The following is a 21,271-nucleotide window of genomic DNA, read 5'->3' on the forward strand; positions in this document are numbered from 1 at the left end:
GTAACCCCACATCACAACTCACTTATCGGCATTAAGCCGAAAATAATTTTATCTTCGTTTCTTGCAGCACATCCACAGGTTTACCCAGCAGCTTTAGTGCGTTTAAACCTCCTGCCCGTGCTATTTCTGGCACATAGAGCAATCGTTCGTCTTCCAGCGCGTCTGTGCCTGAATAGACAAACTGTTGGGCGATCGCCTGCACGGTTTTTGCCGTTTGCGGTGGCATGGATTGCAGCCAAGCTGCTTGCTGACGAGCAAACTCAGCAAACCGGATGGTGCGGGTTTGGGGATTGAGTTTATAGCCCAACTGACCCAACACATCATACAGGTCATAGTCTTGCATGTCTCGAATTAACTGAATGACAGTTGGTGAAATGCCCCCCTCGACTAACTGTGCCAGCATCCCTCGACGCTCATCGCGCACGACCCAACGCATCCGAAACTCAACGGGGTTGATGGCGATCGCTACTAACTGCTCTGTTAACTTTGCCTCATATTCCTCAACGGGAACGGGCATCGCCCGCCCATCTACGGTTGCCAATACAAACCGTCCTTGGGAGGTGATTTGAATGTTAAAGCCTTCAACCGTAATAATTTTGGGTGGATCAGGAGTATCAGGAGGTGGGGCAATCGGATCGGTTCCGTCTCCATCGGGGTCTGTAACTCCTTTGGGCGATAGCTTGGTTAGAAACGATTGCCCAAATAACTGGATGGCATTGGTGTAGTCATACAAGCAGAACATCAACTTTTCGGTGGGAGCATCCAAGCGGGTTCCCCGTCCTACCATCTGATAGAACGTGATGGGCGATTTCATGTATTTGAAAAACACTACATTTCGCAGACTCGGCACATCTACCCCAGTCGAGAGAAGGTCTACCGTTGTGGCAATAAAAAAATCGCGGTTGCTGCCCTTGAGGTCTGCCAGATAGTCTTTGCCGCCACTGGCAGCAGTGCATTTAAAGGCATAGGTATTGACCCGCCGCTGTTGGTTGTCTTGACACCACTGGGCATACAAATTGTTTAGCTCGATGGCTACGGCATCGGCGTGGGTATCTCGCACACAGAAAATTACCGTTTTTTGCTCAGGTCCCCCCGTTTCTAGGAGGTAGTTGAACAAATCCTGGCACATTGCCACTACGCGATCGGGTAGCAAAACTTGATTTTCAAACGATGTGCTTTCGTATAGTTGCCGTAGATCTGCCTCAGTAACAGGTAAGCCTGTTCTGGCATCAGTGGGGTTGCGAGCGAGAATGTCTTCGATCGTGATGCCTGTGTCGTCTATATTGACCCGATTGTGCTGTATATCACAGGCAGCTAAGTAGCCATCTTCAATGCCCTGAGCGATGTCATATTCATAAACTGGCTCCCCAAAGTAGCGCACATTGTCGGCTGAAATCTGCTGATCTGCCTGCGCTTCCTGGCTGTCTACGGTGAACTCTAATTCTCGGGGGGTTGCCGTTAAACCGATTTGCACCGCATTAGCATTGCGGGTTAGAACCTGGGACCACTTGCCCCATGCAGAGCGATGGCACTCATCGATGATAATGTGGCTAAAGTAATTTTCTGGATAGTGCTGAGTCAGGAAATTGCCTGTACCATCGTCGGTGTCTACATCTAATGTTTGATAGGTAGCAATCAGAATGCGGGCGTTTTTTTGAGGATTGTTGGCTGAAACCGTTGCCGCATTTGAACCAAACACATTCTGAAAGGCTGCGGCTGCCTGAATCCGTAACTCGTCGCGATCGCAGACAAACAATGCTCGTGTCATTTGCCCTGCATCCGCAATTCGCTTCATCAGGTTGACAGCAATGAACGTCTTTCCGGCTCCGGTTGCCAACGCCAGCAACACTCGCTCTGGCTCCCCTTGGGTCTTACACTGAGCAATTTTTTCGAGAGCCGCCCGGATGGCTGCGTCCTGGTAATAGCGTCGTCCTGATTCACCACCTGTGTAAGGAGTCAGGAGGGGTTTTGCAGCCTCATCTTCAAGATTGAAACCGACGTATTGCTCATATCGAATGCGGAGTGTTGCAGGTGTGGGGAATTGGCTGAGCGGTTGGGGTTTGCTAGTGACTCCAGTGGTGCGATCGAATTCTACAAACAGATGACCATTGGTGCTGAAAACGAAGGGGACATTAAAGCGATCGCAGAGGGTATAGCCCTTGGCTTGTTCTAATCCGTGAGCAGGTGGTAAGTGTTCTGCTTTTGCCTCGACCAGAGCAACGGCTACAGGTTGGGTATCCTGACCCACCTGAATTCGTAGGGTGTAATCGAGCCTGCCTCGCCGTTGCTTGCGGGGTTTTCCGCCCACAATCTCAATAGTGCCAGCCGTTTCTTCTCGCTTAATATAGTCTTCAATCCAACCTCGTGTATGCAGGGTCGGATCTATTAGCTTTGCCCTGGTATCAGCTTCATTGAGTCCCATGATGGTCTACCTGGGCTATATGGTTTGAACGTGGCTTTTAAATCTCTAATGTTACGAACACTAAATTTTGCAACATGGGGCGTGGGGGCGCAGCCCCCACGGAGGGGTGGAACCCCTGCACCTCGTTGTCAGACTTTTAATGGGATCTACTAGCGACAGGTCATGAGTAGATGGGAACTTTGGACATTGCTTAATCTAGCCAGGAAACTTAGTTTCATAGCCTAAATTAGCAACGCCAAACTGTACGGTAGAGGGTCTGTGTCAGATTATGCCAAAAAGTAGCAGGATGTGCCACGATCGTCTATTGATTTGCCCATAGGTTTACACCGCGTTGGGGTGAGCTGCTTACTATGCGATCGCCAACTCACTTTGCTATTTGCAATTGCGTGAAATACACAGTGTTGCGTGAGAGTTATGCAGAGCGTGGCTCTCACACAACACCCACCATTTATCCAGACGCAAAGCGCTATCACAAAACTCATAGGTTGAGTAATTTGTGAGCTTAACGAAATGCGGCGGGAGTAGCGAGTTCATTTAATACAGCAGTGATGTTGATTTTGATGATGCGGTTGATGGCACCACTGCGGCGGCAATCGACCCAGTGAACGCCTTCTTTCCACTCGCCGCTGTCGATGCGTCGGAGGATAGAGCGACGGCTGTAACCTTTACCGAGTCGTTCGGTTGTTTGGGCGATGCTGATGAGTTCGACGTTGCTGAAGGTAGATTTAAGCATTTTGGTCTAGCTCTGGATGCTGGGTCAGATCAGGCTCGAAAGGTTCTGGATTGAACGTATGAGGTTTGAGGTGTTGGTCGATCAGGTCTAGAGTTTCGAAGCTGGTGCTGGCGCTTACCTGCACTCCGGATACGTTGAGAAATTCGCTGAGCTGTTGGCACTTGCTCATAACCAGGGCTATTTGGCTAGTTTCAAAGGTAATAGTCAAGGTGATTTCAGCCATCGCTGATGCCTTGACTGGTGAGGGTGAAGCCCCAATCTTTTTGCAATTGCAGAAGTTCTTCGATCTGGTCGTGCCAGCCTGCTAGCCACATTTCTTGGAGTCGTGCCAGGGCAAAAGGGCGATCGCCGTTGAGTAGGGCTTGGTTGATCGTGAGGGCGATTTGGGTGAGATCGGGGGGGTGAGATTGGCAATGTTGTCGGGCTTCGCGTTTGGCTTCGTTGGCGGTGAAACCTCGCCGCAGGGCAGCTGTAAAGAACCCGCCGGGGTTTCGTATTTTGCCTTGAGTTTGCTGTTCTTGTAGGGCAGAAATTGCGTTTTCCACAGCACGCGTGGCAGCGGCGGCACCCTGCTCTCGCAGAAGTGTGGCAATTGTTTGTTGAATTGTTGTGTTGAGTTTAATGCCTGCACTCTGGACTTGTGTGGCTAGAGCGTGCAGTTTTTTTGAAGCGTCTTGCGCCACAAAATCTCTAGGGTCGGAAGTGCTTACTATCTCTGAATTGGAGGGATGTTTACCAAGTTTTTCCCGGTTAAGGTTCGGAGAAACAATAGGCTGTTTTGTTGTTTCTATAGATCTAACAGATCTGTTATTGGTACATTGCCCATTTGTGTAAGCCTCTCCCTGAGCGGGTTGTGAAAAAGAGGTGTGATTAAACGATCTATTCTCTGACGAATTTGTATAACATTTTGATCTTGCGGCTAACATTTTGATCTCTTTATCGGGAGAATTTTTGGCTGTAAAATATTCCCTAGCTTTTGAGTTGTAAGCTCTCCAGTGTTTGATCTCAAATTCAAATAGCTCCCGGTCTATGAGGCGTTGTGCATTGCGCTGTACGGTCAATGGGTGACATCTAAGCTCTTTACCAATTTCTATAGGAGGTGGGATGTCGATGCCGTTGCCATAGCGATCGAGTTCGTATAGATAGAGCCAGAGGTCGTATTGGCTGCCGGATAAGCCTCTAGCTTTCTGGATTGCAGACAGAGGGATAACGATGATAGCTTCCGTTTGAGTCCCTGGCGTTTGAGTCCCTGGCGTTTGAGTCCCTGGCGACGATGAGCCTGATGGTGGGTTTGTCATGCTGTTGATATAGGTGCAACGATTTCTCTGGTTTGCTTGGAGCAGACCGGGGTATTGATGTTACTGGCTTAAGCAGCGGTCTGTGTTTGAGCGTCTAGATAGGCATTGATGGCATCTTCAAACAGATCGCTAATGGTTCTGGGGTCATCTAACAGAAACTCTTTGACCCTGCGCTTGACGCTGGGTTTAATGCGGATGGTCAAGTTTTCTCTTGCTTCGATAATTGATTTGTTCATCATTCAATTAAAATGACCGTTCGTTCATTTGAGTATACGTGATTAATCGATTATTTGATTGTGTGATTCCTAGTTTTTTGTAAATCTTGGTGAAGAGGTGAACGATAAATCGGTCAATGTGTGGATGAACAGGTTTTGCAGCGGTTAGCTGTAGCAGTGGTTGAGTTGCGGGGCGATCGCCCTCAGCGAGAATTAGCAAAGTTGTTGGGGGTGGCTCAGTCTACGATTCAAAGTTGGGAAAATGGGCGGAATATGCCTGACTTGGAAAACTTGGAGAAGATCGCGAAGATGCGGGGTCAGTTGCCGGAAGAGTTTGTAGCTTATCTGTATGGGCGATCGGTAGGATCATCGCTGCCGTTGGAGGTGAGGGTGCAGGGAATGACGCATAGAGAGATTGCGGGGCTGATGATGATCATTGCGGCGCGCTTGTCTGGACAATAAAAAAGCCCCATTGGGTGGGGCAACGGTGCTGAGTGCTGGTATAAATTGCCTCGGTTCGGGCGATGGGGCTGTTGGTTTCGTTTGCTTAGGTCATGAAAATCTTCTTACTTCTTTGCGTTGGATTTCGCCTACAAGGTTCATTCCGACACACTCGGCTAATCTAATTAAAGTCTCCAGTGTGACTGAGCCAGTTTCAAACACTCTGACGAGTTGGCTACGGCGCTGGACTGGCTTTACTTCCTCGCCGGATTCTTGAGATTCAATCTCACAGTATCTTCGGACTAGGTTTTTGACCCAATCTTCTCCCCACATAATCTGAGCTTCTGAGACGATACCGCTAACGATTGCTTTGGCTTTTTCTGCGCTATTCATGCCTGAGCGTAAAGCTACACATAGCATGATAGCTAATCTTTGTTGTAGAGATGGAGTCCTAAGCCAAACTTGGCGGCGGCGCGACGGAATGCCATTGATTCAGCGTTGCTGGATGGGTCGCCGTAAGCAAGTTCTTTGGGTTCAACGATGGGGCGATCGAATTCGTCTCTGAGTGGCTGGCGGTTGGGTTTTTCACCGATCCAAATTTCTTTGGGTTCTTTGAGTAGTTCGGTGCCGGTGGCTTCGCGGTAGAGGTTGCCGTTGCTGGTGGGGATGGTGAGTCGTCCTACCAGAAAGAGGCGATCGCTGGTGGTGATGATGTTGTGGATTTCCCATGTCCAGCCAGGGGCATATTTGTCGAGGATACGGTTTGCTTCATACCAGGGAATGTATGGGATGTAGCTATTACCGCGCCGCTTAGTATCGAGTACAGATTTAGGTAAAGGGCGAGATAGAGCGGCGATGATTTGATCGATGCTCCATTCTCCTGGGTGGGTGGGTGGGTTGAGTTTGAGGGTGCTGATGGGTTGCATAGGGGTGAAGGGGTTAGAAATTAGCTAATAGCTGTTAGCTGTTAGCTATTAGCTAACAGCTAACCGTTCGTTGGATTAGAATTCGCAGTGACAATCGTTTGGTGCGTCGTAGGCTCCAGCTAGATAAGCACGAGATAACCAGCGGATTTCTAGATGTTCACCCTGTTCAACACGGCGGCGTAGTTCTGCAAAGTAGCCATCTAGATAAACGTTGTCTGTGTTCTGGGGGCGATCGCCTGTGGCGGCGTCGGTGATGCCGTCTATATGCAAGTCTTGGGCGATCGCGTCCTTGTGGTTGGCAAGGTCTTGTTGTAGCTGTGTGGCTTCAAAAGGTGTCATGATTAAATCTCCATCATCTCCATCGTGTTTGGTGGTATCCCCTGCTGTTGCGGCTAAACTCCAGCAGGGGTTTGATTTAAGCCTTGTAGTACTTGCGTCTAAGTTTGCGACAAACGATTTTGGATATCTCTAGCAGAGGATCGTTTTGGGGTGGCTGGAGCATTAGCAAAATGATGCTGTTTTCTTCTTCTCGCTTTTCAGGCTGCATGGTTCACCTCGGCACATTTGAGAACCAGGGTGAGCAATCCGTCGAAGTCTCGAACCTTGATTTCAAACGCCATAGCAAGGCGCTTGGACGGGCGCAGTTGAGCAAAACATTTGGGATGTTTTTGCTTTAGCCAATCCATAAAAGCTTTAGCGTCAGTTTCCGAATCGAAGCCAAAGTAGGCACATTGAATTTTGTCTTTGCGTCCATTCTTACCAGGACGCTTAAAGGCACGGTAAACAATAGCTAGTCTGGGATTAATTGATAACAAAGAGTAGCCATCTTGAGCGGGAATAATGCGGCTATGTGTCATAGAAAAGCTTGAATTCAACTAATCTAATTATAGCTTATTTAGATGATTGCTAAGCTATAATTAGATTAGTTTACAGAAGCTTGACCAATGTATGGACTGAAGCAACAGACGGTATGGGTGCAGCCAATTGGGGCTGGGGTTTGGACGGTGGCGTTAAAGACTCCAGTGCCACCGGCGCTGATGGGTTGGCTCTTGCAGACTTATACGGTGGAAGGGGTGAAGTCTTTGAAAAGTGGGAATGTGGCGCTGAAGCTGAGGGCAACGTCTAAGACTGTAGCGCGGTTGATGGAGTTGCCGAAGCCGAGAGGTATGGGGAGCCGCCATGAGTGCAACGATGTGATCTGGTAAGCAATTGGTTTTGTCTCACAGGCAGCGGGGCGCTTTGCTGCCCACGCGCAACCGCCACGCCGCCGCCTGCCGCTTGACTCACAGCGCGTGGGGGCACCGTGTCAAGCGCTCTAATTAGAGGGTTTGTGGTTGGTGATAGGCTTGGCGCTTGACATGGGGCGCGCTGTGATACCCTGTGTGGGTGCGGCATGTGGCGGGTGCGCGTATGCTCTTGTTTGGTTCGGATTGCGCTGGAACAGCCGCAGAGTGTCATTGAGCCTTTAGGCTTGCCCGTGTGAGCTGCCCACCTCAGCGCCGCGTGGCTTCCGCCTCTGAAGCGGGGCGTACCTGCGGCGCGGTGGTGGACGTGAACACGGGCAGTAAGCTATGTTTCTTACCGCTAGATGGGAGGGTGGGCTAGGCGCTAGCAGCTTCCCCCACTCGGGGGGTTAGGGGGGTGGGGAGGGAGACATTAGCTTGGGTGTGGGGCGCGGCGATCGCTTTCCTGCCTACATCAAGGCTGCGGTAGTTCGCGCATCCCACCGAATCATCGACGGGAATCACGGGAATCACTGTATTGAAAGCAGAAAACCCCAGTGTTTAACCGGGGTAAAGGGTGTTGGGGACTGGCATGAAAATAAAATACCCGTAGTGCGTTATGGCTAGCATCTAACATGCCCTACCACTGGGGAGATTATTGGCTTAACTGCTCTTGTTGTCTGAGCGATCGCTTTTGTCGTATTTGTCAAACACAACATTGCCGTCACTGTCTTTTACTTTGGAGATGCGATCGGCATCTCCGCCACAGTTTGTTGTATATTCTGCAAGTTTTTCGCCTGTCATTTCGACGGTGCGATTGCCGTTGCCGCCCCAGTTTCCGGTAACTTTGTAGCGCTCAATTTTGAGAATCCGATCGATTAGAACAACGATAGGTTTACCGTTGAGCAATTGACCTTTCATCATGCGGCTGTCTTCGATGCCTGACATGATGATGCCGTTTGCGACATCTTCTGCGGATGGACATAGGATGACGGATCGGCGTTTGCCTTGATGGTCTAAGAATTCGAGTAGATACGTCACCATTTGCGTTACTGGATTCATGATGCATCTCTCTCGAAGCTATAACGTTGACGACGAACCAAGCCACCCTGAACCTCGAAGATCATCGAGTTTGCGTCAGAAAGATTCCAAAACATAAAACCATTGGCTGTATAGGCTTTGACTGTATTGGGTGGTAAGTCAAAGTAGACGGTGCCATCTGCCAGCCGTCGAGTAATGGGGCTGACCTGTTGCCCTTCCCAAAGCATCTTGGCGCTGTAGGTGCCATCGGGTAAGCTCACACCCCAAAACTCTTCTGGGGTAAAGGGATTTGTGTAGTAGCCGTTGGCATCAACCCCTCCACTGAGGGCGATCGCATATCGCAATCCTCGACGAGTGATGGGGGTGAGTTGTCGAATGCCTGGGCGTGAGCCATCACTATTGGGTCTGAATGATGCCGTGGAACGGCTGGATGGGTGGATGGGTGGGCGGTGGGATGGGGTGCGATTTGTGAATCCGCTGTTGCGGGTGTCGATGCCGAATAGGTCTTGTAGGGTGGTGGCATTGAGGGGGGCGATCGCTAAATTTGCAACGATGGCATTGATTGTGATCCAGCCCAATAGATTGAGTAAGAGTTTGGGTTTATAGCGTATGTTCATAGTTAGTCCTGATAGTTTGATAGGGCTACCAGAGGGGGAGGATTGCGAGTCATCCCCTCTGGTTTTTGGGTGTCAGAATGGTGGTGCTTCAAATTTGTTGTTAATTGTTTGAAAAAGACCGTATAGCGTGCTTTTCCAAACAATTAGCAATAGGTCGAGAACGTCACTTGTCAGAATTGGGTAATGCTGGCGTATCTAGTGAATTGCCGGGTAGCTGAGGCTGGGACAATTCCAGAGAGACGCTGGTGTGCAGTTCTTCAAATTGCTGTTGCATTTGCATCATGCCGCTCTGCATGGTTTGAATGGCAGATGTCCATAGCAATTGATTCCAACGCTGACCGAGCGCTTGACCGATGGCGATGGCATTTTGGTCGCCACTGGCAACAATGGCATCCATTCCGGTAAGGATGCCGTCTTCTGCCTGGTTGTTGACTTGGCTGAAGTGGGTTTGTGACTGAGCCTGCTTTTCTTGCGATCGCACGTCTGATGCTGTAACCCCGATCAGTTGAACTTTGCGAATGGCTTCTTGATCTTCTTCATCGAAATAGGTAGTGCGTCCGTACTTAGAGCCGAGCGATCGCCCTTCGACGTGTTCGGCTTTGGCGCGGTAGAGGTTGACCATTCGGGGGGTAACGCCTAGAAGTTTCGCTAATTCTTGGGTTGAGCGTTTCATAGACCTCCTGTTGGATTGGGAAATGATGCGGAAGTAAGACGTTTCTGAGAAGTCTTCTGGGAATTTCCCCATTTCCTGCAAGCATATCCGATTCGTTCCCATATGGGAATAAGTGAAAATGGGAAAACGTAAATAAGTTAATATTCCCCTGACAGAATAGGAGGCATGGAAACTATGAAGATCGTTATCCCTGAAGCCCTGAAGCGGCAGTTTAAGAAAGCTTGTGTCGATTACGATTCGAACATGAGTGAGGTGGTTTGTGCGTTGGTGCAGGCGTGGTTAGATGGCAAGGTTGATTTAGACTCGGCTAAGGCAAAGGACGATGAATAGACTAGGGTCTGTTTTGAAAGTTATTTTTTCGTGCGCGAAGCACACGAAAAAATAACCCTCTTAGCGAGTCTTAAAACACGCCCTGGGCTATGGATAGGTTTGTGGGTGTTGGCTCTAGATTTTGAATCAGAATTAAAATAGAGACGGTTGTTTCTGAATCACAATCTATGATGCCGATCAATCAGCCCCGTGGTCGGAATGGTGGAAGAAAGAGTAGTTGGCGATCGCCCACAAAAATGATGCGATTGCCAGCACAGTATGAGCATTGCATTGTGGAATATGCTCATCAGTTGGACAGTGGGCTAAATGTAGATTTGCAGGTGGAATTGCAGCGCCAAGTGAATGTGGTGCTGTTGTCGTTGCCGCTATCGAAGCGTCGTGAGGCGAAGCGGTTATTGTCTAAGTTCGTTGCTCATCTGCTGATGCAAGATTTTTTCTACAAAGTTTAGCCTTGCTTTGATCTGGGCGATTTCGTCTTCGGGTCGAGTGGGGTTGTAGTGCGATCGCAGTAGGTTTAACAAGAGCTGCGATCGCTCTCGTTCGTTGGTGGGCAACTGAGCGTAGAGGTCTTCTGGGACTCTAACGGTAATTCTTGGATTGGGCATGGGATTAGGAAATAGGAGTAGGGGCAATTAGGGAAACAGGCATTGCTTAATAGGGGGATGAATTTGAACGAAACCAAAGGTTTCTCATTCAAATTCATCCCTCGAATCAGCAATGCAGGGAATAGAAAATAGCCAACAGCCAACAGCTATAAAGCGCTAAAGTGGTGACAGTCTGGCGACAGGTGATAACTATCTGGTGCCAAGTCGGTGACAATTTTATCGGTGAGGTGGTGACAAGTTGATCATGGCAATGGTGACAATAGGGAACACAATCTGGTGACACCTCTCTGGATAGTGTATCTAGCTTTTCGTACTACAAAACACTCCAGATTTGTTGGATGAGTTGCGGGATGATGCAACGCATCTACAGGGGTTTGAAGGTGGTTTTGGCAACTGCTCTATTGATGAAAAATACCCCGAATAGAAGCTATCCGGGGTTGTTTGGGTGTTAAGGAAGCGTCTGTGTTACAAACTCTTTTGGACTAATTTTGGACTAATTGTGACAGTTTGACCAACGAGGGAATGGTACTTTTGGATGTATTACGATGGCAACGATTAATGAGCAGGTTTTAGAGTTTGCTCTTTTATCTAATGAGTTGAATGGACGACAACGTTATCATGATCATCCTCAGGTTGCTACGATGAATCGATTACTTGCAATTATCCGCGACAGTGAGGAAATTGATTCGTTTACATTGCAAGAGGAGATTGGGTTTAAGAGTCATTCTACTGTGTTGATTTACTGTCGTTGGTTAGCGAGTAAGGGATTTGTCCGAATCATCCACCGTGGGCATGGGGGGCTTTGTCGTTACAGTCCTACAATGAAGGCAAAGTTTTTGAACAAGCTACATGGGCAGGAAGGGTAGGCGATCGCGGCGTGGCAAAGGGGAAATGTATGAGGAGATTAAGTCTGAACAGGTGTTGTTGTTGCTAACGAAGACGGGCGCGGCGCTGCTGGATCGTAAGGTATCTGAATATTGTGTGATGAAGGGCATTGAACTATCTCGCTCAGAATTTTTTGAACGTTGGGCAAGAGATTTGCTGTAAGTATTTTTTCGAAATATTGCTTATTTCTCCCTGGCTTAATGGGTCACCACTAACTAATTCATCGTTTTTTGATAGAGCATCACTCCTATATATCGCTAAATTCCTGGTTTCGTGTGACTGATGGCTAAGTCATATTGAGATGAGGAGGAATGTAACTATGTTTGGTTTTGATGTTGGTTTGTCGATTGCGATCGCTACGGCTTTCGCTTCTCTCTTGGGTTGGTATCGATCCTATGCTCGGTCACAATATGCTAAGGAGCGTGAGTTTGCCCATATCCGGGGGAATCTGGAGCAGGGGCTAAACTTGATGGGGCGATTGCAATCTGAGGTAGATGGATTAGGCGATCGGTTGTCTCGATTGGAAATTTTATTGTTGCAGCGGTCTAATAAGGATGCCTCGTAGGTTTAATGTTATTCGAGCTTCTACTGCACTGACAGAGGCGTTAATGCGTAGGGATAAACTGGTTGCTCGTCAGTTTGGTGTATCGGTTAGAGCAATTGAAGTTTGGCGATCGCGGCTAGAGTGGGATGAGGTTTTGCAGCAGGAGTATAAGCGGATGGTTGCGATTAAGTTGCAGCAATGGCAAGAAGAAATTCCGGTGGTGTTGGCTCAGGCGTTGGGCTTTTTGGGTCGGGCTGCAAATGAAGCAAATCCTGCTGATCCAGATGCAATTTTGGCAGTGGTGGAAGCGGTGGAAAAGCTGCATGAGATTTTGATTGTGCAAGAGTCGTTGGCTAGAAAGTTGAAACTTAAGGAATAGATATATTTGATGTTGAACCATTGCTAGGGGCGATACCTACTGTTGCATATTTATAGCGCTTTACGCCTGGATAGATTGCGGGTGTTGTGTGAGAGCCTCGCGGAGCGAGGCTCTCACACAACACCTTGTACTTCACGCCATTGAGAATTGCTATATTTGGAAGCAACGATTGCAGGGGGGTAGCCTATATCTTGAGACATCGGGCTAAACAATATGGGGTTGCAATCACGGATTGACCGTAAGCTACAGCAGATTGATGAACTGTTTGATACGGAGACAGCTATTATCAATTGGACTCCTCAGCCTGGGGCGCAATCGTTAGCTTATTACTGTCTGGCTGATGAGTTGTTTTATGGGGGTAGTCCTGGCGGCGGGAAAACTGACCTGATCTTAGGGTTAAGTCTGACGGCTCATAGGCGATCGCTGATTCTTCGTCGTCGTAAGACTGACCTGGCCGCCATTAAGGTACGCTTTGCTGAGATTGTAGGTCGGGTGCCGGGGAATGAGACACGGGTGAATGGGCGGTATATCCAGATGGGTGGCTGCAAGGATGAGGGTAGCAAGTATCAGTATCAAGGGCAAGCCCATGATTTGAAAGCATTTGATGAGGTTAACCAATTTTTACAATCACAGTATGAATACATCAAGACGTGGAATCGGACAGCAGAAATAGGGCTGCGTTGCCGTACTGTATGTAGCTTTAACCCGCCAACATCCTCAGAACAAAGATGGATCATTAATTACCTTGCACCTTGGCTTGATTCGAAACACCCTAACCCTGCTCGGTCGGGAGAGGTGCGGTATTACATTGGCAACGATGAGGTGAGTAGACCTGAACCAGTGCATGTGGGGGATAAGCTGATTGAGCCTGTGAGCCGTTGCTTTATCCTTAGCAGCACATCAGATAACCCACTGCTGATGGCGACGGGCTATGATCGTTTGCTGGCAAATCTGCCACCGGAGTTACAGGCATTAACTGATTTTAGTTCGTCGATGCAGGATGATCCTTATCAGGTGATTCCTACCAAGTGGGTAGAGCTAGCACAGGAACGCTGGAAGCTAGCGAATGGGAATGAGTTTCATTGCTTTGATGAGGGGGTCAGTTGTCCGCATTTACAAGATGCGATCGCAGCTGATCCTGCTCGGGGTGGGGCTGATGAGATGGCGATTGCAACTCGCCACAGTTCCTACGTGTTTGTTTGGGCTTACCCTGGTCGGGATATACCCGATGGCAATGTGGGGGCTGAAAAGGTTTTGCAACACCGCCGGGGTAATAGCCGAATTTTTGTAGATGTGATTGGGGTTGGTGCTTCTACGTTTGACATGCTGAAGCTACAGGGGCATGAGCCGATCGCGTTTATTTCGTCTGCTTCGTCAATGGTGCGGGATCGGACGGGGCAATTTAGTTTTGCCAACAAACGAGCTGAAGCATGGTGGAAGCTGCGCGAGATGCTCGACCCGGCTTACACTCCTACCTTGGCTTTGCCTCCTGGTTCTAAGGTGTTAGGGGATCTATCAGCTCCACGCTGGTCGTTGACATTGCAGGGCATTTTGTTAGAGAGCAAGGATGAAATTAAGAAGCGTTTGGGACGCTCGACTAATCATGGGGATGCGATTGTCATGGCTTGCTATTTAGGTGGACTGGTATATGGTTCAGCATTTTAATGTCTTTGCAAAATATATAGCAGCCGAAGGGCTGGTTAGGACAGGGGCGCGGGGGCTGTGCCACCGGACAGGGGTTCCACCTCTGCACCCTGTTTTAATTAACAATTCCATTGCTATTTCATTGCTATAAATGTGGGATTTTGTGGGTAAATTATGAGCATTCTTTTTCCAGAAGATAAGCTTAAATTCTTTCCTGGCGTGGCTTTTAGTGGTGACGATTTGCTGGGCTATCTGCATGTGGCGCAAGCAATTTGTGAAAGCTCTTGGGGCGCGAATCGACCCCTAGATTTGCAGGAGCATACCGAGATCATCACAATCAATCCGTTGTTTCGGGTGGGGTATTTGAGTAGTGTTCCCGTTGCCAGTTCGCCGGTTCCGACTGTGGCGATTCGACGGCATCGGGATGAATGGGGACGGGTGGCTCTCTCGGATTGGTTTGAGGTGGGGGCTAACAGTTTTTCGATTGACTATGACATAGGGCAATTGAATCTGTTTGGCTTGGCGACTGAAGCGAAGGTGACTTATCTGGCAGGGTTTGATTTTACACAGGATACACAGCCGGTTAACGCTATTAAGGCGATCGCTGGAATGGTTGTAGATTGGGCGGCGCGGCGTTATTATGGGCAACTAGACAGCTACTTGTTAAATCCGTCGAATGCTACTGATCCGGTGGAAAGCTGGAACTATGTTCGTCCGGATCAATGGTTAGAGACGGTACTTCGACCGCTGCGTAAATATGCTCCTCGCGGTAGCTATGGCTAAAAAGAAACGTCATCGTCAGGGATTGAAACGAGCGGTAGAAGCTAAGAGTAATGCTCCGCGAACGCTTCCGCGTCCTACGTTTTTCTCAAGTCAGATGTGGAGTTCAGGCGGCGGCTATTGTGATGATGAGGAACAAGAATATCCAACGCGATCGCCTAAGACGGCAAAAGTGTTAATCGACCTGGTGAATCATTGCCCTGAAGTGGCAACGGCGCTTGAGGTGATTTGCGCCTATGTGCTGTCTAGTGGTACGGGGGATGAGTTGGGGTTTGCAGTGGTGGAAGATGAGCATAATCCACAAGCTGAAACGGTGGCGATCGCTAGGGCTGTTCTTGATCGGTGTATGGGGTTGTTGGACTATTGGCAGATCATCTGGCGGATGATGGCTTGGGGGGATGCCTTTGGGCTATTGGATATTGATACTAAAGCAATGATGATTACTGGCTTTCGGTTGCTTCCGAGTTGGCAGGTTCATGCGGTGCCAGATGAGACTGGGGGGCTATGGCGTTATGAGCAAGTGTTTATAGGCAGTCATCGAGAGAAGGCAATTATCAACCCAGTTAGCCTGATTCAGTGGAGCTATAACAGACGCTATTTACATGGGCGATCGCTGTTTTACGAGTCGATGAATGATTGGACGAAGTTAAAAGATGGGGATACCGACTTGGGTGAAGGGAGCCGCTCAAGTGCCATCCAGCCCAATATACACCTGATGCCTCCGGGTGCAGATGAGGCGTATAAGCGTCACTATAAGGAAGATCATGAGATGCGTCGTCGGGCTGGCATCATCCCTGATATCTATTTGTTACAAGGTGGGGATGTAAAGAAGCCGCAAGGTCCACCGGGGGGCTACCCAATTAATCAACTGATTGCAAATCACAATCTGCGGCGATTGCGTATTGCTATGCGATCGCGAGTACCGCTCTATTTACTGGGGGTTGATGTGCGGTATGCCAGAGAGATTGCCTATCAACCGGCGTTGTCGTTTGTGGTGTTTGTTGGGGTAGTGCGGCAATTGCTTAGCACTGGTTTACGGCAATTGATTGATACAGAGCTTGCCTTGAAACAGGTTCCTTTACCCTGGAAGTATCGGCTGAAGTTCCCAAAAATTAGCGTTAATCCCTGGCAGCAAATGATTGATGAAGAGGTGAATGAACCGGGGGTCGAGGATACTGACAGTCTTTGGAGGGTTGGGAATGGACACGATCATTATTGAGGCGATCGCGACTGACAATTTACCGAACCGTTCAGGAATGCGGATTCCGGCTAAGGAGTTGCCATTGATTGCTCAGCACATCAATGATCGGGTGGCAATGAAGGATCATAGCTTCTGGTCGGTTGATGGGAACTGGGGGCGAATTGTTGAGGCTTTAGTTGAGTCTGCCAAACCACCTAAAGGGTTGAGCAAGGATGAGAAGGCGTCAATTGCTGAAGAAGGATATCAGATCGTAAAGGTGGCGATCGCTGTAGCGCCTGACCATCCGGTATTGGTTGAACTTAGTGCCGATCGACAACGGGAAGTTTCAATTACTTTTGTTTATTCTCAAATTAAATGTCCGGGTTGTGACTGTGGCAAAGATATTTACCCTAGCTGGGGTTGTCCTCGGTCAGTTTCTGCTCAACCTTATTTAGAACGGCATGGAGTAAGGGATGCTTATGAAATTTCGTTGGTGACGGTGCCAGCAGTGAAGGCGGCTAGAGTGTTGTCTGTTAACAAGTGAGGTACTTGATATGGGTAAACCGATTGTGGTCAAGGATGCGATTTCTGAATCTGACGTGCTGTTACAGGTGCGATCGCACGGTGCAGGAGAATCGCAGGATTCAGTAAACCAGGGTGAGGGAGATGGGGGAGATGGGGAAGATAGAGGAGATGGGGGAGAGCACCCGCATGAACTACGGCTGACGTCTGAGCAGTTGCAGCAAGCGATAACGGCAGCGGTTTCTGCGGCGGTGCAGGATGCTACGGCTGATGTGCGATCGCAGTTGCAACAAACCCAGGAACAATTACAGGCAGTGACTCAACAGCGAGATAGCTTGAATCAGGTGTTTCGGGTGTTGAATGTTAATACTAATTTGTCAGCAGGGCGCGATCGCTCCGAGGGATTGGCAGCTGATTTTATCAGTGTGATTGATTCTGCACCCTCTGCGATCTGGGTGAATAAACGCACGGGGAAACAAATCATTCAGCGGGATCTGAGTGAGGCGAGGCATTTGTTTTCGACTCAGCGTGACCAGTTGCGGCGGGATATGGAAATCCATGCTAAGCAGCATGGTCTGTTGATGGGTGGGGGGCGGCGGTTGGCGTCGGATGCACCAACGCTAAAAGCAGATATTACCCCGTACCTACTGGATTATTTATCCATAGTAGTGAGGGAAACCCATAAAGGGCGTTATGTTTGGTGGCAGTTTCCATTCTATGAGTTGGAGTTGGGTAAAGGTCCTGGTGATACGGTCCAGGTTTCGCGGCTGCGCTGGTTGACTGAGCCTACATCTGTTGCTGATCGCACCCTGACGCCAGGGACAAGGCTATCAAGTAATCGACAGAATCTGAGTGCGAACGCAGTATCGATCATGCTAGGTGAGCGAGGCTTAGGTTCTGGCGCTCCAGCTACAAGTGTCCCGGTTTCGATTCCTGAGTTTGTTTCCGCCTATTCAATGTTTTCGCTAGAAGCTGCGGTCACGAAAGTTTTAGGGCACGATTATGAGGTGTATGAGGATGTGTCAATTAGAAGTAGAGCATTTGCTACAACTCGCGTTATTTATAACGATAGGCAAAGCGTAACAACAATGCCTGGAAATGTGGGTGCAAATGATGATGGAACAATTACAGAGAACTTCGTCAATAACGCTTATGCTTACACGTCTGGCTTGCAAATTCCGCCGCTAGATGATGGGCATTATATTTGGGTCATTCACGATATTGGATTGGCTCAACTAAAGAACTCACTCAGCGCTAAGAATCAATACTTGACTCAGGCTCAAGTTGAGGAATTGACGAGTATGTTATCGGTCGCCTCAAATCGTGAAATGGGCAGAGTATCAGGTTATGCAGGTTCGATCGGTGGCTTTCATTTCTTTGCAACGAATGCTCATAGTATGGGCACTGCTGGGACTGAGGGAGTACAGAATGAAACATTGGGCACGGGGTCAACATTAACGCGCTCGTCCTTCATTGTGGGTCAGGCGGCGATCGCGCGTGCGATCGGGATGGAAGCCGAAGTAAGACACAGTAACGATGATGACTTTCAACGGTTGGATGATTTTACCTGGCTTTCCCATGAAACGACAGGTGATTTAGATGTTGATCCAGCGATTAACGCTGAACAACAACTGCGGCTGATCGAAGTTCACACAACTGATGTAGTGCAATAGCTAACAGCTATTAGCTATTAGCTATTAGCTAACCGGGAGGATATATGGCTGATAAGTTTTCGACTGAGTTTTATCAAAAGGCTGGGACGTTGGTCTGTCCAAATGGCGATAAGTTGCGATCGGATGATGAGGGTTTGTTTTGCTGGATGGATGGGCAGCGTTGCGCGGCTGAGGTAGTGAATGGCAAAGTAGTTTTGCAGGAGCAACCAAAGCCGGTTGAAGAGAAGAAACCTGTGGCAAAAGCAACGACTACAACGACTAAGAAGGATGCTTGAGTATGGCGTCTACTGATAACGAATATCTCCGGTTGATCTATGGTCAGTTGGTCCGGCTTTTTTCAATCCAGGGTGCAGTAGAGGAGAATGCAGTAGCATCGGTTAATCCAGTATTGGTAGCAGGGAAGGATCAGGTTGGCAATGCTCGGACGCTGGCAATTGATGCCGATGGCAATCTTCTAGTCTCTGGTATTTCTGCTGGGGGTGGAGGTTGGTCAACTGCTCAAGTGGTAACGCTTGATGAGTTTAGTGATTCCTTCACTCATTTTCCTGATACCAGTAATGCTATTTACTGGACGGTTCCTGTTGGGGTGCAATGGAAACTGTTATCCGCATCATGCTTGTTTACGACAAGCTCCACGGAAGGCTCTCGCACGTTAACACTCTACCTTCGTAAAACACTGTTATCGGGTAATTTTTTTGCTTCAATGTCTGCCTATCAGCAGAATAATTGTACTTACCAGTTTATGTTTGGCTCGTCGTTGGCGTCTGCCGTTTTTACCTCTGGAGCAGTTGAGGTTGCTTATATGACATTGGCATCGGATCTGTATTTAGGGGAAGGGCAATGTATTATTCTGACTGACGCGAACGGCATAGATCCAAATGATGCTATTGCTGCTCCCGTGGTTCAGGTCTTACAGCGATCGGTTTGAGTAGCTCTGCAAAAGCATCGATTGAATGGTTACAGTTTGGGTTACAGATGTTAGGTGCTCTTTTGGAATTCTTTTGCAGCAAGGGTTTCAAAGATAGTAATGAGGTCTGCAAAACCTCCACTCCCCAGTTCGAATCTGGGTGGCGCCTTTCTTTAGACCTATCTAAAAGCCTTGGAAATACTGGTTTTCCGAGGCTTTTAATTATGTTAATCTTTGTGTATCTAGAATAAAGAAGACCAATACGGAATAATTTACCCCATATTTCTAAGCAAGATTTAAGCAAGTGGAAATAGCAGGGAAAATTGCTCAAGCCAATGGCAGGCTTAAAGCTCATCGGGTTGGCGTTGCCATTCAACAAATCGGTGAAAAACTTTACCTATCGGCAACCTTGCCCCCTAAACCCGGTTCAGACAAGGTAAAGCCATTTCAGCAGCGGATCGCGTTGGGCATTGGGGCTCATCCGCGTGGGGTATCGTTGGCAGAAGCAGAAGCCCGAAAGGTAGGAGCACTGCTAGATTGTGGTGAATTTTCTTGGGAACCTTACCTGATTGCGCGTGGGCAAATTCCGCAAACCGTGGGAGATTGGGTTTCTAAGTTTGAGTCAGAATTTCGTTCGACAGTTGCTCCTGTGACCTGGAAAACGGATTATCACAATGTTTTTAAACTCTTAGATTGCAGCAAACCGTTAACCCTCGACTTGCTTAAAACAGCGATAGAAAGCACGGAAGCGAATACCAGAACCCGCAGACGGTTTACCCTGGCATTATCTAAGCTGGCTGACCTGGCAGGCTTAACCACAGATTTCAAAGCACTTCAGGGCAGTTATTCTGCGACCCAGGTAGACCCACGCACGTTGCCGACCGACGAGCAATTGACCGAGCATTTTTACCAGATTAAAAATCCGGGTTGGAAATGGGTGTATGGCATGATTGTTGCGTTTGGTCTAAGAAACCATGAGGCATTTTTCTTAGACACTACTGAGTTAGAGCAAGATAAGTATTTTGCTTTGGTGTTGGAAGGAAAGACTGGATTTCGCCAGGTGTGGGCTTACTATCCAGAATGGGTCGATCAGTGGAACCTGAGAGACAAACAGCTTCCTAACGTGACTGGAAAAGAACACAAAGACTATGGACAACGAGTAACGCATTATTTCAAAGACCGTCTGAAGCTTCCTTTTACAGCGTTAGATATCCGGCACCGTTGGGCAGTCAGAACCCTGGAATTTGGTTTGCCCAGTGAGTTGGCAGCAAAACAGATGGGTCATTCTGTAGCAGTCCATGAGAAAACCTATCACCGTTGGATGACGGCGGATACTCAGCAGAAATTATTTGATGCGCTAACTTTGCGGGTTGATCGCCCTCACCCTCCCAAACTATAAACCAGTGGTGGAATAGTTGGGTTGATGTTAATCGACGTTAGACCCTTCCTCTGGAACGGCAATGTATAAAGTTGCCTGACTGCCAATAATAAGCACCGAAAAGGGATGAATAGAGGATGTAGAAGTAAACGAAAGTCTTTGGGAAAACCCGCATGGATGAGCAGCGAATTCAGGCGTATGAGACGTTGATTGAGCAACTAATGTGGTGTGAACCCGGAGAGGAAGCAACCCTTTTACAACAGCAGTCTCAGTGGGTTGATGCTGGATTGCTAGAGGTCATGGCATCAGAAATAGCGCAATTAGAGCGTCGAGGAAAAGCAACGGCAGCACAGCGATTACAAAAGACTCGGCAGATAGCAACCGATTGGATCGCTCAACATCAAAATAGGGTTGTGGCAGAGCCACCAAGGGAATTAACAAGTGTTAATTTAGCAGGAAACTCTGAACAATTTTTGCTGCAAGTGTTTCAACTCATCGTGGAGAGTCAGGGAAATGCTCAGCAAGTTTACGCCTTCTTAAAGCAGCATCAGGATCAATTGAATGAATCCCTGTTGACCACCCTACCGCAAGTTGCCTCTCGATTGCTGGCTAGCAGTGTTGGGCAACAGCGGATGATGGCGGCCGTAGTGGGTGAGTTTGGTAATCTGATTCAGCAGTTTCCGTTGGGTCGCCGCTGGCTGAATCTGGAGTTGGGCATTGCTGCCTATCAGCAGGTGTTGGAGGTGAGGACGCGCGAGGCGATGCCGGTGGAGTGGGCGACATCGATGATGAATCTGGCAACCGCTTACAAGAACCGCATCCGGGGTGATCGTGCCGACAACATCGAGGCTGCGA

28 protein-coding genes and 1 pseudogene are annotated in these 21,271 nt (G+C 48.6%); 17 read left to right on the top strand and 12 right to left on the bottom strand.

Features of this window, described 5'->3' with window-relative positions; all coding sequences use genetic code 11:
• Positions 1–31: 31 nt before the first annotated feature.
• From ACR6Z4_RS25650 to ACR6Z4_RS25670, 5 genes are all read right to left on the bottom strand, one after another.
• Positions 32–2,422 (bottom strand): DEAD/DEAH box helicase family protein, encoded by a 2,391-nt coding sequence (locus tag ACR6Z4_RS25650; protein WP_479720184.1) that lies wholly within the window; start codon positions 2,420–2,422, stop codon positions 32–34.
• Positions 2,423–2,924: 502 nt separating this feature from the next.
• The gene (locus tag ACR6Z4_RS25655; RefSeq protein WP_479720185.1) at positions 2,925–3,155 is read right to left on the bottom strand and encodes a hypothetical protein; all 231 of its coding nucleotides are present in this window, start codon (positions 3,153–3,155) and stop codon (positions 2,925–2,927) included.
• Entirely contained in the window at positions 3,148–3,378 is a 231-nt protein-coding gene (locus tag ACR6Z4_RS25660) for a hypothetical protein (RefSeq protein WP_479720186.1), read from the bottom strand. The genes ACR6Z4_RS25655 and ACR6Z4_RS25660 overlap by 8 nt, the downstream gene beginning before the upstream one ends.
• On the bottom strand, positions 3,371–4,453 hold the full coding sequence (locus ACR6Z4_RS25665) for a hypothetical protein (RefSeq protein WP_479720187.1): 1,083 nt from the start codon (positions 4,451–4,453) through the stop codon (positions 3,371–3,373). Before ACR6Z4_RS25665 ends, ACR6Z4_RS25660 begins: the two co-directional genes overlap by 8 nt.
• A gap of 68 nt (positions 4,454–4,521) precedes the next feature.
• Positions 4,522–4,692 carry a hypothetical protein gene (locus ACR6Z4_RS25670; RefSeq protein ID WP_479720188.1) on the bottom strand — a complete coding sequence of 57 codons (171 nt, stop codon included), beginning with the start codon at positions 4,690–4,692 and terminating at the stop codon, positions 4,522–4,524.
• A gap of 117 nt (positions 4,693–4,809) precedes the next feature.
• Here ACR6Z4_RS25670 and ACR6Z4_RS25675 point away from each other — a divergent pair, with 117 nt between their 5' ends.
• Complete coding sequence (locus ACR6Z4_RS25675) at positions 4,810–5,130, top strand: helix-turn-helix domain-containing protein (protein WP_479720189.1); 321 nt, start codon at positions 4,810–4,812, stop codon at positions 5,128–5,130.
• Between the two features lie 404 nt (positions 5,131–5,534).
• Here ACR6Z4_RS25675 and ACR6Z4_RS25680 read toward each other — a convergent pair whose 3' ends face one another.
• The 3 genes from ACR6Z4_RS25680 to ACR6Z4_RS25690 form a co-directional block, all read right to left on the bottom strand.
• Positions 5,535–6,035 carry a DUF1071 domain-containing protein gene (locus tag ACR6Z4_RS25680; RefSeq protein ID WP_479720190.1) on the bottom strand — a complete coding sequence of 167 codons (501 nt, stop codon included), beginning with the start codon at positions 6,033–6,035 and terminating at the stop codon, positions 5,535–5,537.
• Positions 6,036–6,110: 75 nt separating this feature from the next.
• Positions 6,111–6,374, bottom strand: coding sequence for a hypothetical protein (locus ACR6Z4_RS25685; protein ID WP_479720191.1), 264 nt, complete (start codon positions 6,372–6,374; stop codon positions 6,111–6,113).
• Between the two features lie 197 nt (positions 6,375–6,571).
• Positions 6,572–6,892 carry a hypothetical protein gene (locus tag ACR6Z4_RS25690; protein ID WP_479720192.1) on the bottom strand — a complete coding sequence of 107 codons (321 nt, stop codon included), beginning with the start codon at positions 6,890–6,892 and terminating at the stop codon, positions 6,572–6,574.
• Between the two features lie 87 nt (positions 6,893–6,979).
• Here ACR6Z4_RS25690 and ACR6Z4_RS25695 point away from each other — a divergent pair, with 87 nt between their 5' ends.
• On the top strand, positions 6,980–7,240 hold the full coding sequence (locus ACR6Z4_RS25695) for a hypothetical protein (RefSeq protein WP_479720193.1): 261 nt from the start codon (positions 6,980–6,982) through the stop codon (positions 7,238–7,240).
• 681 nt (positions 7,241–7,921) lie between these two features.
• Here the strand turns inward: ACR6Z4_RS25695 and ACR6Z4_RS25700 are convergent.
• The 3 genes from ACR6Z4_RS25700 to ACR6Z4_RS25710 form a co-directional block, all read right to left on the bottom strand.
• The gene (locus ACR6Z4_RS25700) at positions 7,922–8,320 is read right to left on the bottom strand and encodes a hypothetical protein (protein ID WP_479720194.1); all 399 of its coding nucleotides are present in this window, start codon (positions 8,318–8,320) and stop codon (positions 7,922–7,924) included.
• Positions 8,317–8,916, bottom strand: coding sequence for a hypothetical protein (locus ACR6Z4_RS25705; protein WP_479720195.1), 600 nt, complete (start codon positions 8,914–8,916; stop codon positions 8,317–8,319). Before ACR6Z4_RS25705 ends, ACR6Z4_RS25700 begins: the two co-directional genes overlap by 4 nt.
• Positions 8,917–9,079: 163 nt before the next feature.
• Entirely contained in the window at positions 9,080–9,589 is a 510-nt protein-coding gene (locus ACR6Z4_RS25710) for a hypothetical protein (protein WP_479720196.1), read from the bottom strand.
• 174 nt (positions 9,590–9,763) lie between these two features.
• Between ACR6Z4_RS25710 and ACR6Z4_RS25715 the strand changes: the two genes are divergently transcribed.
• Both ACR6Z4_RS25715 and ACR6Z4_RS25720 read left to right on the top strand, forming a co-directional pair.
• Complete coding sequence (locus ACR6Z4_RS25715) at positions 9,764–9,919, top strand: hypothetical protein (RefSeq protein WP_479720197.1); 156 nt, start codon at positions 9,764–9,766, stop codon at positions 9,917–9,919.
• 167 nt (positions 9,920–10,086) lie between these two features.
• The gene (locus ACR6Z4_RS25720; protein ID WP_479720198.1) at positions 10,087–10,368 is read left to right on the top strand and encodes a hypothetical protein; all 282 of its coding nucleotides are present in this window, start codon (positions 10,087–10,089) and stop codon (positions 10,366–10,368) included.
• On the opposite strand, the gene ACR6Z4_RS25725 is transcribed toward ACR6Z4_RS25720, so the two are convergent.
• Positions 10,312–10,524 carry a hypothetical protein gene (locus ACR6Z4_RS25725; RefSeq protein ID WP_479720199.1) on the bottom strand — a complete coding sequence of 71 codons (213 nt, stop codon included), beginning with the start codon at positions 10,522–10,524 and terminating at the stop codon, positions 10,312–10,314. The two genes, ACR6Z4_RS25720 and ACR6Z4_RS25725, sit on opposite strands and share 57 nt — an antisense overlap.
• Positions 10,525–11,069: 545 nt before the next feature.
• Between ACR6Z4_RS25725 and ACR6Z4_RS25730 the strand changes: the two genes are divergently transcribed.
• The 13 genes and pseudogenes from ACR6Z4_RS25730 to ACR6Z4_RS25790 form a co-directional block, all read left to right on the top strand.
• A complete protein-coding gene (locus tag ACR6Z4_RS25730) occupies positions 11,070–11,390 on the top strand; it encodes a hypothetical protein (RefSeq protein ID WP_479720200.1) in 321 nt (106 codons plus the stop codon).
• On the top strand, positions 11,374–11,571 hold the full coding sequence (locus ACR6Z4_RS25735; protein ID WP_479720201.1) for a hypothetical protein: 198 nt from the start codon (positions 11,374–11,376) through the stop codon (positions 11,569–11,571). Before ACR6Z4_RS25730 ends, ACR6Z4_RS25735 begins: the two co-directional genes overlap by 17 nt.
• Positions 11,572–11,728: 157 nt before the next feature.
• Positions 11,729–11,974: a hypothetical protein gene (locus ACR6Z4_RS25740; RefSeq protein WP_479720202.1), complete on the top strand. Its 246-nt coding sequence runs from the start codon at positions 11,729–11,731 to the stop codon at positions 11,972–11,974.
• A complete protein-coding gene (locus tag ACR6Z4_RS25745) occupies positions 11,964–12,332 on the top strand; it encodes a hypothetical protein (RefSeq protein WP_479720203.1) in 369 nt (122 codons plus the stop codon). The genes ACR6Z4_RS25740 and ACR6Z4_RS25745 overlap by 11 nt, the downstream gene beginning before the upstream one ends.
• A 213-nt stretch (positions 12,333–12,545) precedes the next feature.
• Positions 12,546–13,997, top strand: a complete 1,452-nt coding sequence (locus ACR6Z4_RS25750) for a terminase (RefSeq protein WP_479720204.1) — start codon at positions 12,546–12,548, stop codon at positions 13,995–13,997.
• Positions 13,998–14,150: 153 nt separating this feature from the next.
• Positions 14,151–14,759, top strand: a complete 609-nt coding sequence (locus ACR6Z4_RS25755; protein WP_479720205.1) for a hypothetical protein — start codon at positions 14,151–14,153, stop codon at positions 14,757–14,759.
• Positions 14,752–15,975 carry a hypothetical protein gene (locus tag ACR6Z4_RS25760; protein ID WP_479720206.1) on the top strand — a complete coding sequence of 408 codons (1,224 nt, stop codon included), beginning with the start codon at positions 14,752–14,754 and terminating at the stop codon, positions 15,973–15,975. Before ACR6Z4_RS25755 ends, ACR6Z4_RS25760 begins: the two co-directional genes overlap by 8 nt.
• Positions 15,956–16,480, top strand: a complete 525-nt coding sequence (locus ACR6Z4_RS25765; RefSeq protein ID WP_479720207.1) for a hypothetical protein — start codon at positions 15,956–15,958, stop codon at positions 16,478–16,480. Before ACR6Z4_RS25760 ends, ACR6Z4_RS25765 begins: the two co-directional genes overlap by 20 nt.
• A gap of 10 nt (positions 16,481–16,490) precedes the next feature.
• Positions 16,491–18,131, top strand: coding sequence for a hypothetical protein (locus tag ACR6Z4_RS25770; RefSeq protein WP_479720208.1), 1,641 nt, complete (start codon positions 16,491–16,493; stop codon positions 18,129–18,131).
• 44 nt (positions 18,132–18,175) lie between these two features.
• The gene (locus tag ACR6Z4_RS25775; RefSeq protein ID WP_479720209.1) at positions 18,176–18,406 is read left to right on the top strand and encodes a hypothetical protein; all 231 of its coding nucleotides are present in this window, start codon (positions 18,176–18,178) and stop codon (positions 18,404–18,406) included.
• Between the two features lie 2 nt (positions 18,407–18,408).
• Positions 18,409–19,059 carry a hypothetical protein gene (locus tag ACR6Z4_RS25780; protein ID WP_479720210.1) on the top strand — a complete coding sequence of 217 codons (651 nt, stop codon included), beginning with the start codon at positions 18,409–18,411 and terminating at the stop codon, positions 19,057–19,059.
• A 283-nt stretch (positions 19,060–19,342) separates the two neighbouring features.
• Complete coding sequence (locus tag ACR6Z4_RS25785) at positions 19,343–20,437, top strand: site-specific integrase (protein ID WP_479720211.1); 1,095 nt, start codon at positions 19,343–19,345, stop codon at positions 20,435–20,437.
• 152 nt (positions 20,438–20,589) lie between these two features.
• Positions 20,590–21,271, top strand: a pseudogene (locus ACR6Z4_RS25790) (hypothetical protein); the annotation flags it as partial.

Source organism: Calyptranema fuscum S582, from assembly GCF_055793305.1.

What these genes read in the sequence shown, in the direction of transcription:
- ACR6Z4_RS25650 (WP_479720184.1), bottom strand. Translation starts at nt 2,422, where the DNA reads ATGGGACTCAATGAAGCTGATACCAGGGCAAAGCTAATAGATCCGACC.
- ACR6Z4_RS25655 (WP_479720185.1), bottom strand. Translation starts at nt 3,155, where the DNA reads ATGCTTAAATCTACCTTCAGCAACGTCGAACTCATCAGCATCGCCCAA.
- ACR6Z4_RS25660 (WP_479720186.1), bottom strand. Translation starts at nt 3,378, where the DNA reads ATGGCTGAAATCACCTTGACTATTACCTTTGAAACTAGCCAAATAGCC.
- ACR6Z4_RS25665 (WP_479720187.1), bottom strand. Translation starts at nt 4,453, where the DNA reads ATGACAAACCCACCATCAGGCTCATCGTCGCCAGGGACTCAAACGCCA.
- ACR6Z4_RS25670 (WP_479720188.1), bottom strand. Translation starts at nt 4,692, where the DNA reads ATGATGAACAAATCAATTATCGAAGCAAGAGAAAACTTGACCATCCGC.
- ACR6Z4_RS25680 (WP_479720190.1), bottom strand. Translation starts at nt 6,035, where the DNA reads ATGCAACCCATCAGCACCCTCAAACTCAACCCACCCACCCACCCAGGA.
- ACR6Z4_RS25685 (WP_479720191.1), bottom strand. Translation starts at nt 6,374, where the DNA reads ATGACACCTTTTGAAGCCACACAGCTACAACAAGACCTTGCCAACCAC.
- ACR6Z4_RS25690 (WP_479720192.1), bottom strand. Translation starts at nt 6,892, where the DNA reads ATGACACATAGCCGCATTATTCCCGCTCAAGATGGCTACTCTTTGTTA.
- ACR6Z4_RS25695 (WP_479720193.1), top strand. Translation starts at nt 6,980, where the DNA reads ATGTATGGACTGAAGCAACAGACGGTATGGGTGCAGCCAATTGGGGCT.
- ACR6Z4_RS25700 (WP_479720194.1), bottom strand. Translation starts at nt 8,320, where the DNA reads ATGAATCCAGTAACGCAAATGGTGACGTATCTACTCGAATTCTTAGAC.
- ACR6Z4_RS25705 (WP_479720195.1), bottom strand. Translation starts at nt 8,916, where the DNA reads ATGAACATACGCTATAAACCCAAACTCTTACTCAATCTATTGGGCTGG.
- ACR6Z4_RS25710 (WP_479720196.1), bottom strand. Translation starts at nt 9,589, where the DNA reads ATGAAACGCTCAACCCAAGAATTAGCGAAACTTCTAGGCGTTACCCCC.
- ACR6Z4_RS25715 (WP_479720197.1), top strand. Translation starts at nt 9,764, where the DNA reads ATGAAGATCGTTATCCCTGAAGCCCTGAAGCGGCAGTTTAAGAAAGCT.
- ACR6Z4_RS25720 (WP_479720198.1), top strand. Translation starts at nt 10,087, where the DNA reads ATGATGCCGATCAATCAGCCCCGTGGTCGGAATGGTGGAAGAAAGAGT.
- ACR6Z4_RS25725 (WP_479720199.1), bottom strand. Translation starts at nt 10,524, where the DNA reads ATGCCCAATCCAAGAATTACCGTTAGAGTCCCAGAAGACCTCTACGCT.
- ACR6Z4_RS25730 (WP_479720200.1), top strand. Translation starts at nt 11,070, where the DNA reads ATGGCAACGATTAATGAGCAGGTTTTAGAGTTTGCTCTTTTATCTAAT.
- ACR6Z4_RS25735 (WP_479720201.1), top strand. Translation starts at nt 11,374, where the DNA reads ATGGGCAGGAAGGGTAGGCGATCGCGGCGTGGCAAAGGGGAAATGTAT.
- ACR6Z4_RS25740 (WP_479720202.1), top strand. Translation starts at nt 11,729, where the DNA reads ATGTTTGGTTTTGATGTTGGTTTGTCGATTGCGATCGCTACGGCTTTC.
- ACR6Z4_RS25745 (WP_479720203.1), top strand. Translation starts at nt 11,964, where the DNA reads ATGCCTCGTAGGTTTAATGTTATTCGAGCTTCTACTGCACTGACAGAG.
- ACR6Z4_RS25750 (WP_479720204.1), top strand. Translation starts at nt 12,546, where the DNA reads ATGGGGTTGCAATCACGGATTGACCGTAAGCTACAGCAGATTGATGAA.
- ACR6Z4_RS25755 (WP_479720205.1), top strand. Translation starts at nt 14,151, where the DNA reads ATGAGCATTCTTTTTCCAGAAGATAAGCTTAAATTCTTTCCTGGCGTG.
- ACR6Z4_RS25760 (WP_479720206.1), top strand. Translation starts at nt 14,752, where the DNA reads ATGGCTAAAAAGAAACGTCATCGTCAGGGATTGAAACGAGCGGTAGAA.
- ACR6Z4_RS25765 (WP_479720207.1), top strand. Translation starts at nt 15,956, where the DNA reads ATGGACACGATCATTATTGAGGCGATCGCGACTGACAATTTACCGAAC.
- ACR6Z4_RS25770 (WP_479720208.1), top strand. Translation starts at nt 16,491, where the DNA reads ATGGGTAAACCGATTGTGGTCAAGGATGCGATTTCTGAATCTGACGTG.
- ACR6Z4_RS25775 (WP_479720209.1), top strand. Translation starts at nt 18,176, where the DNA reads ATGGCTGATAAGTTTTCGACTGAGTTTTATCAAAAGGCTGGGACGTTG.
- ACR6Z4_RS25780 (WP_479720210.1), top strand. Translation starts at nt 18,409, where the DNA reads ATGGCGTCTACTGATAACGAATATCTCCGGTTGATCTATGGTCAGTTG.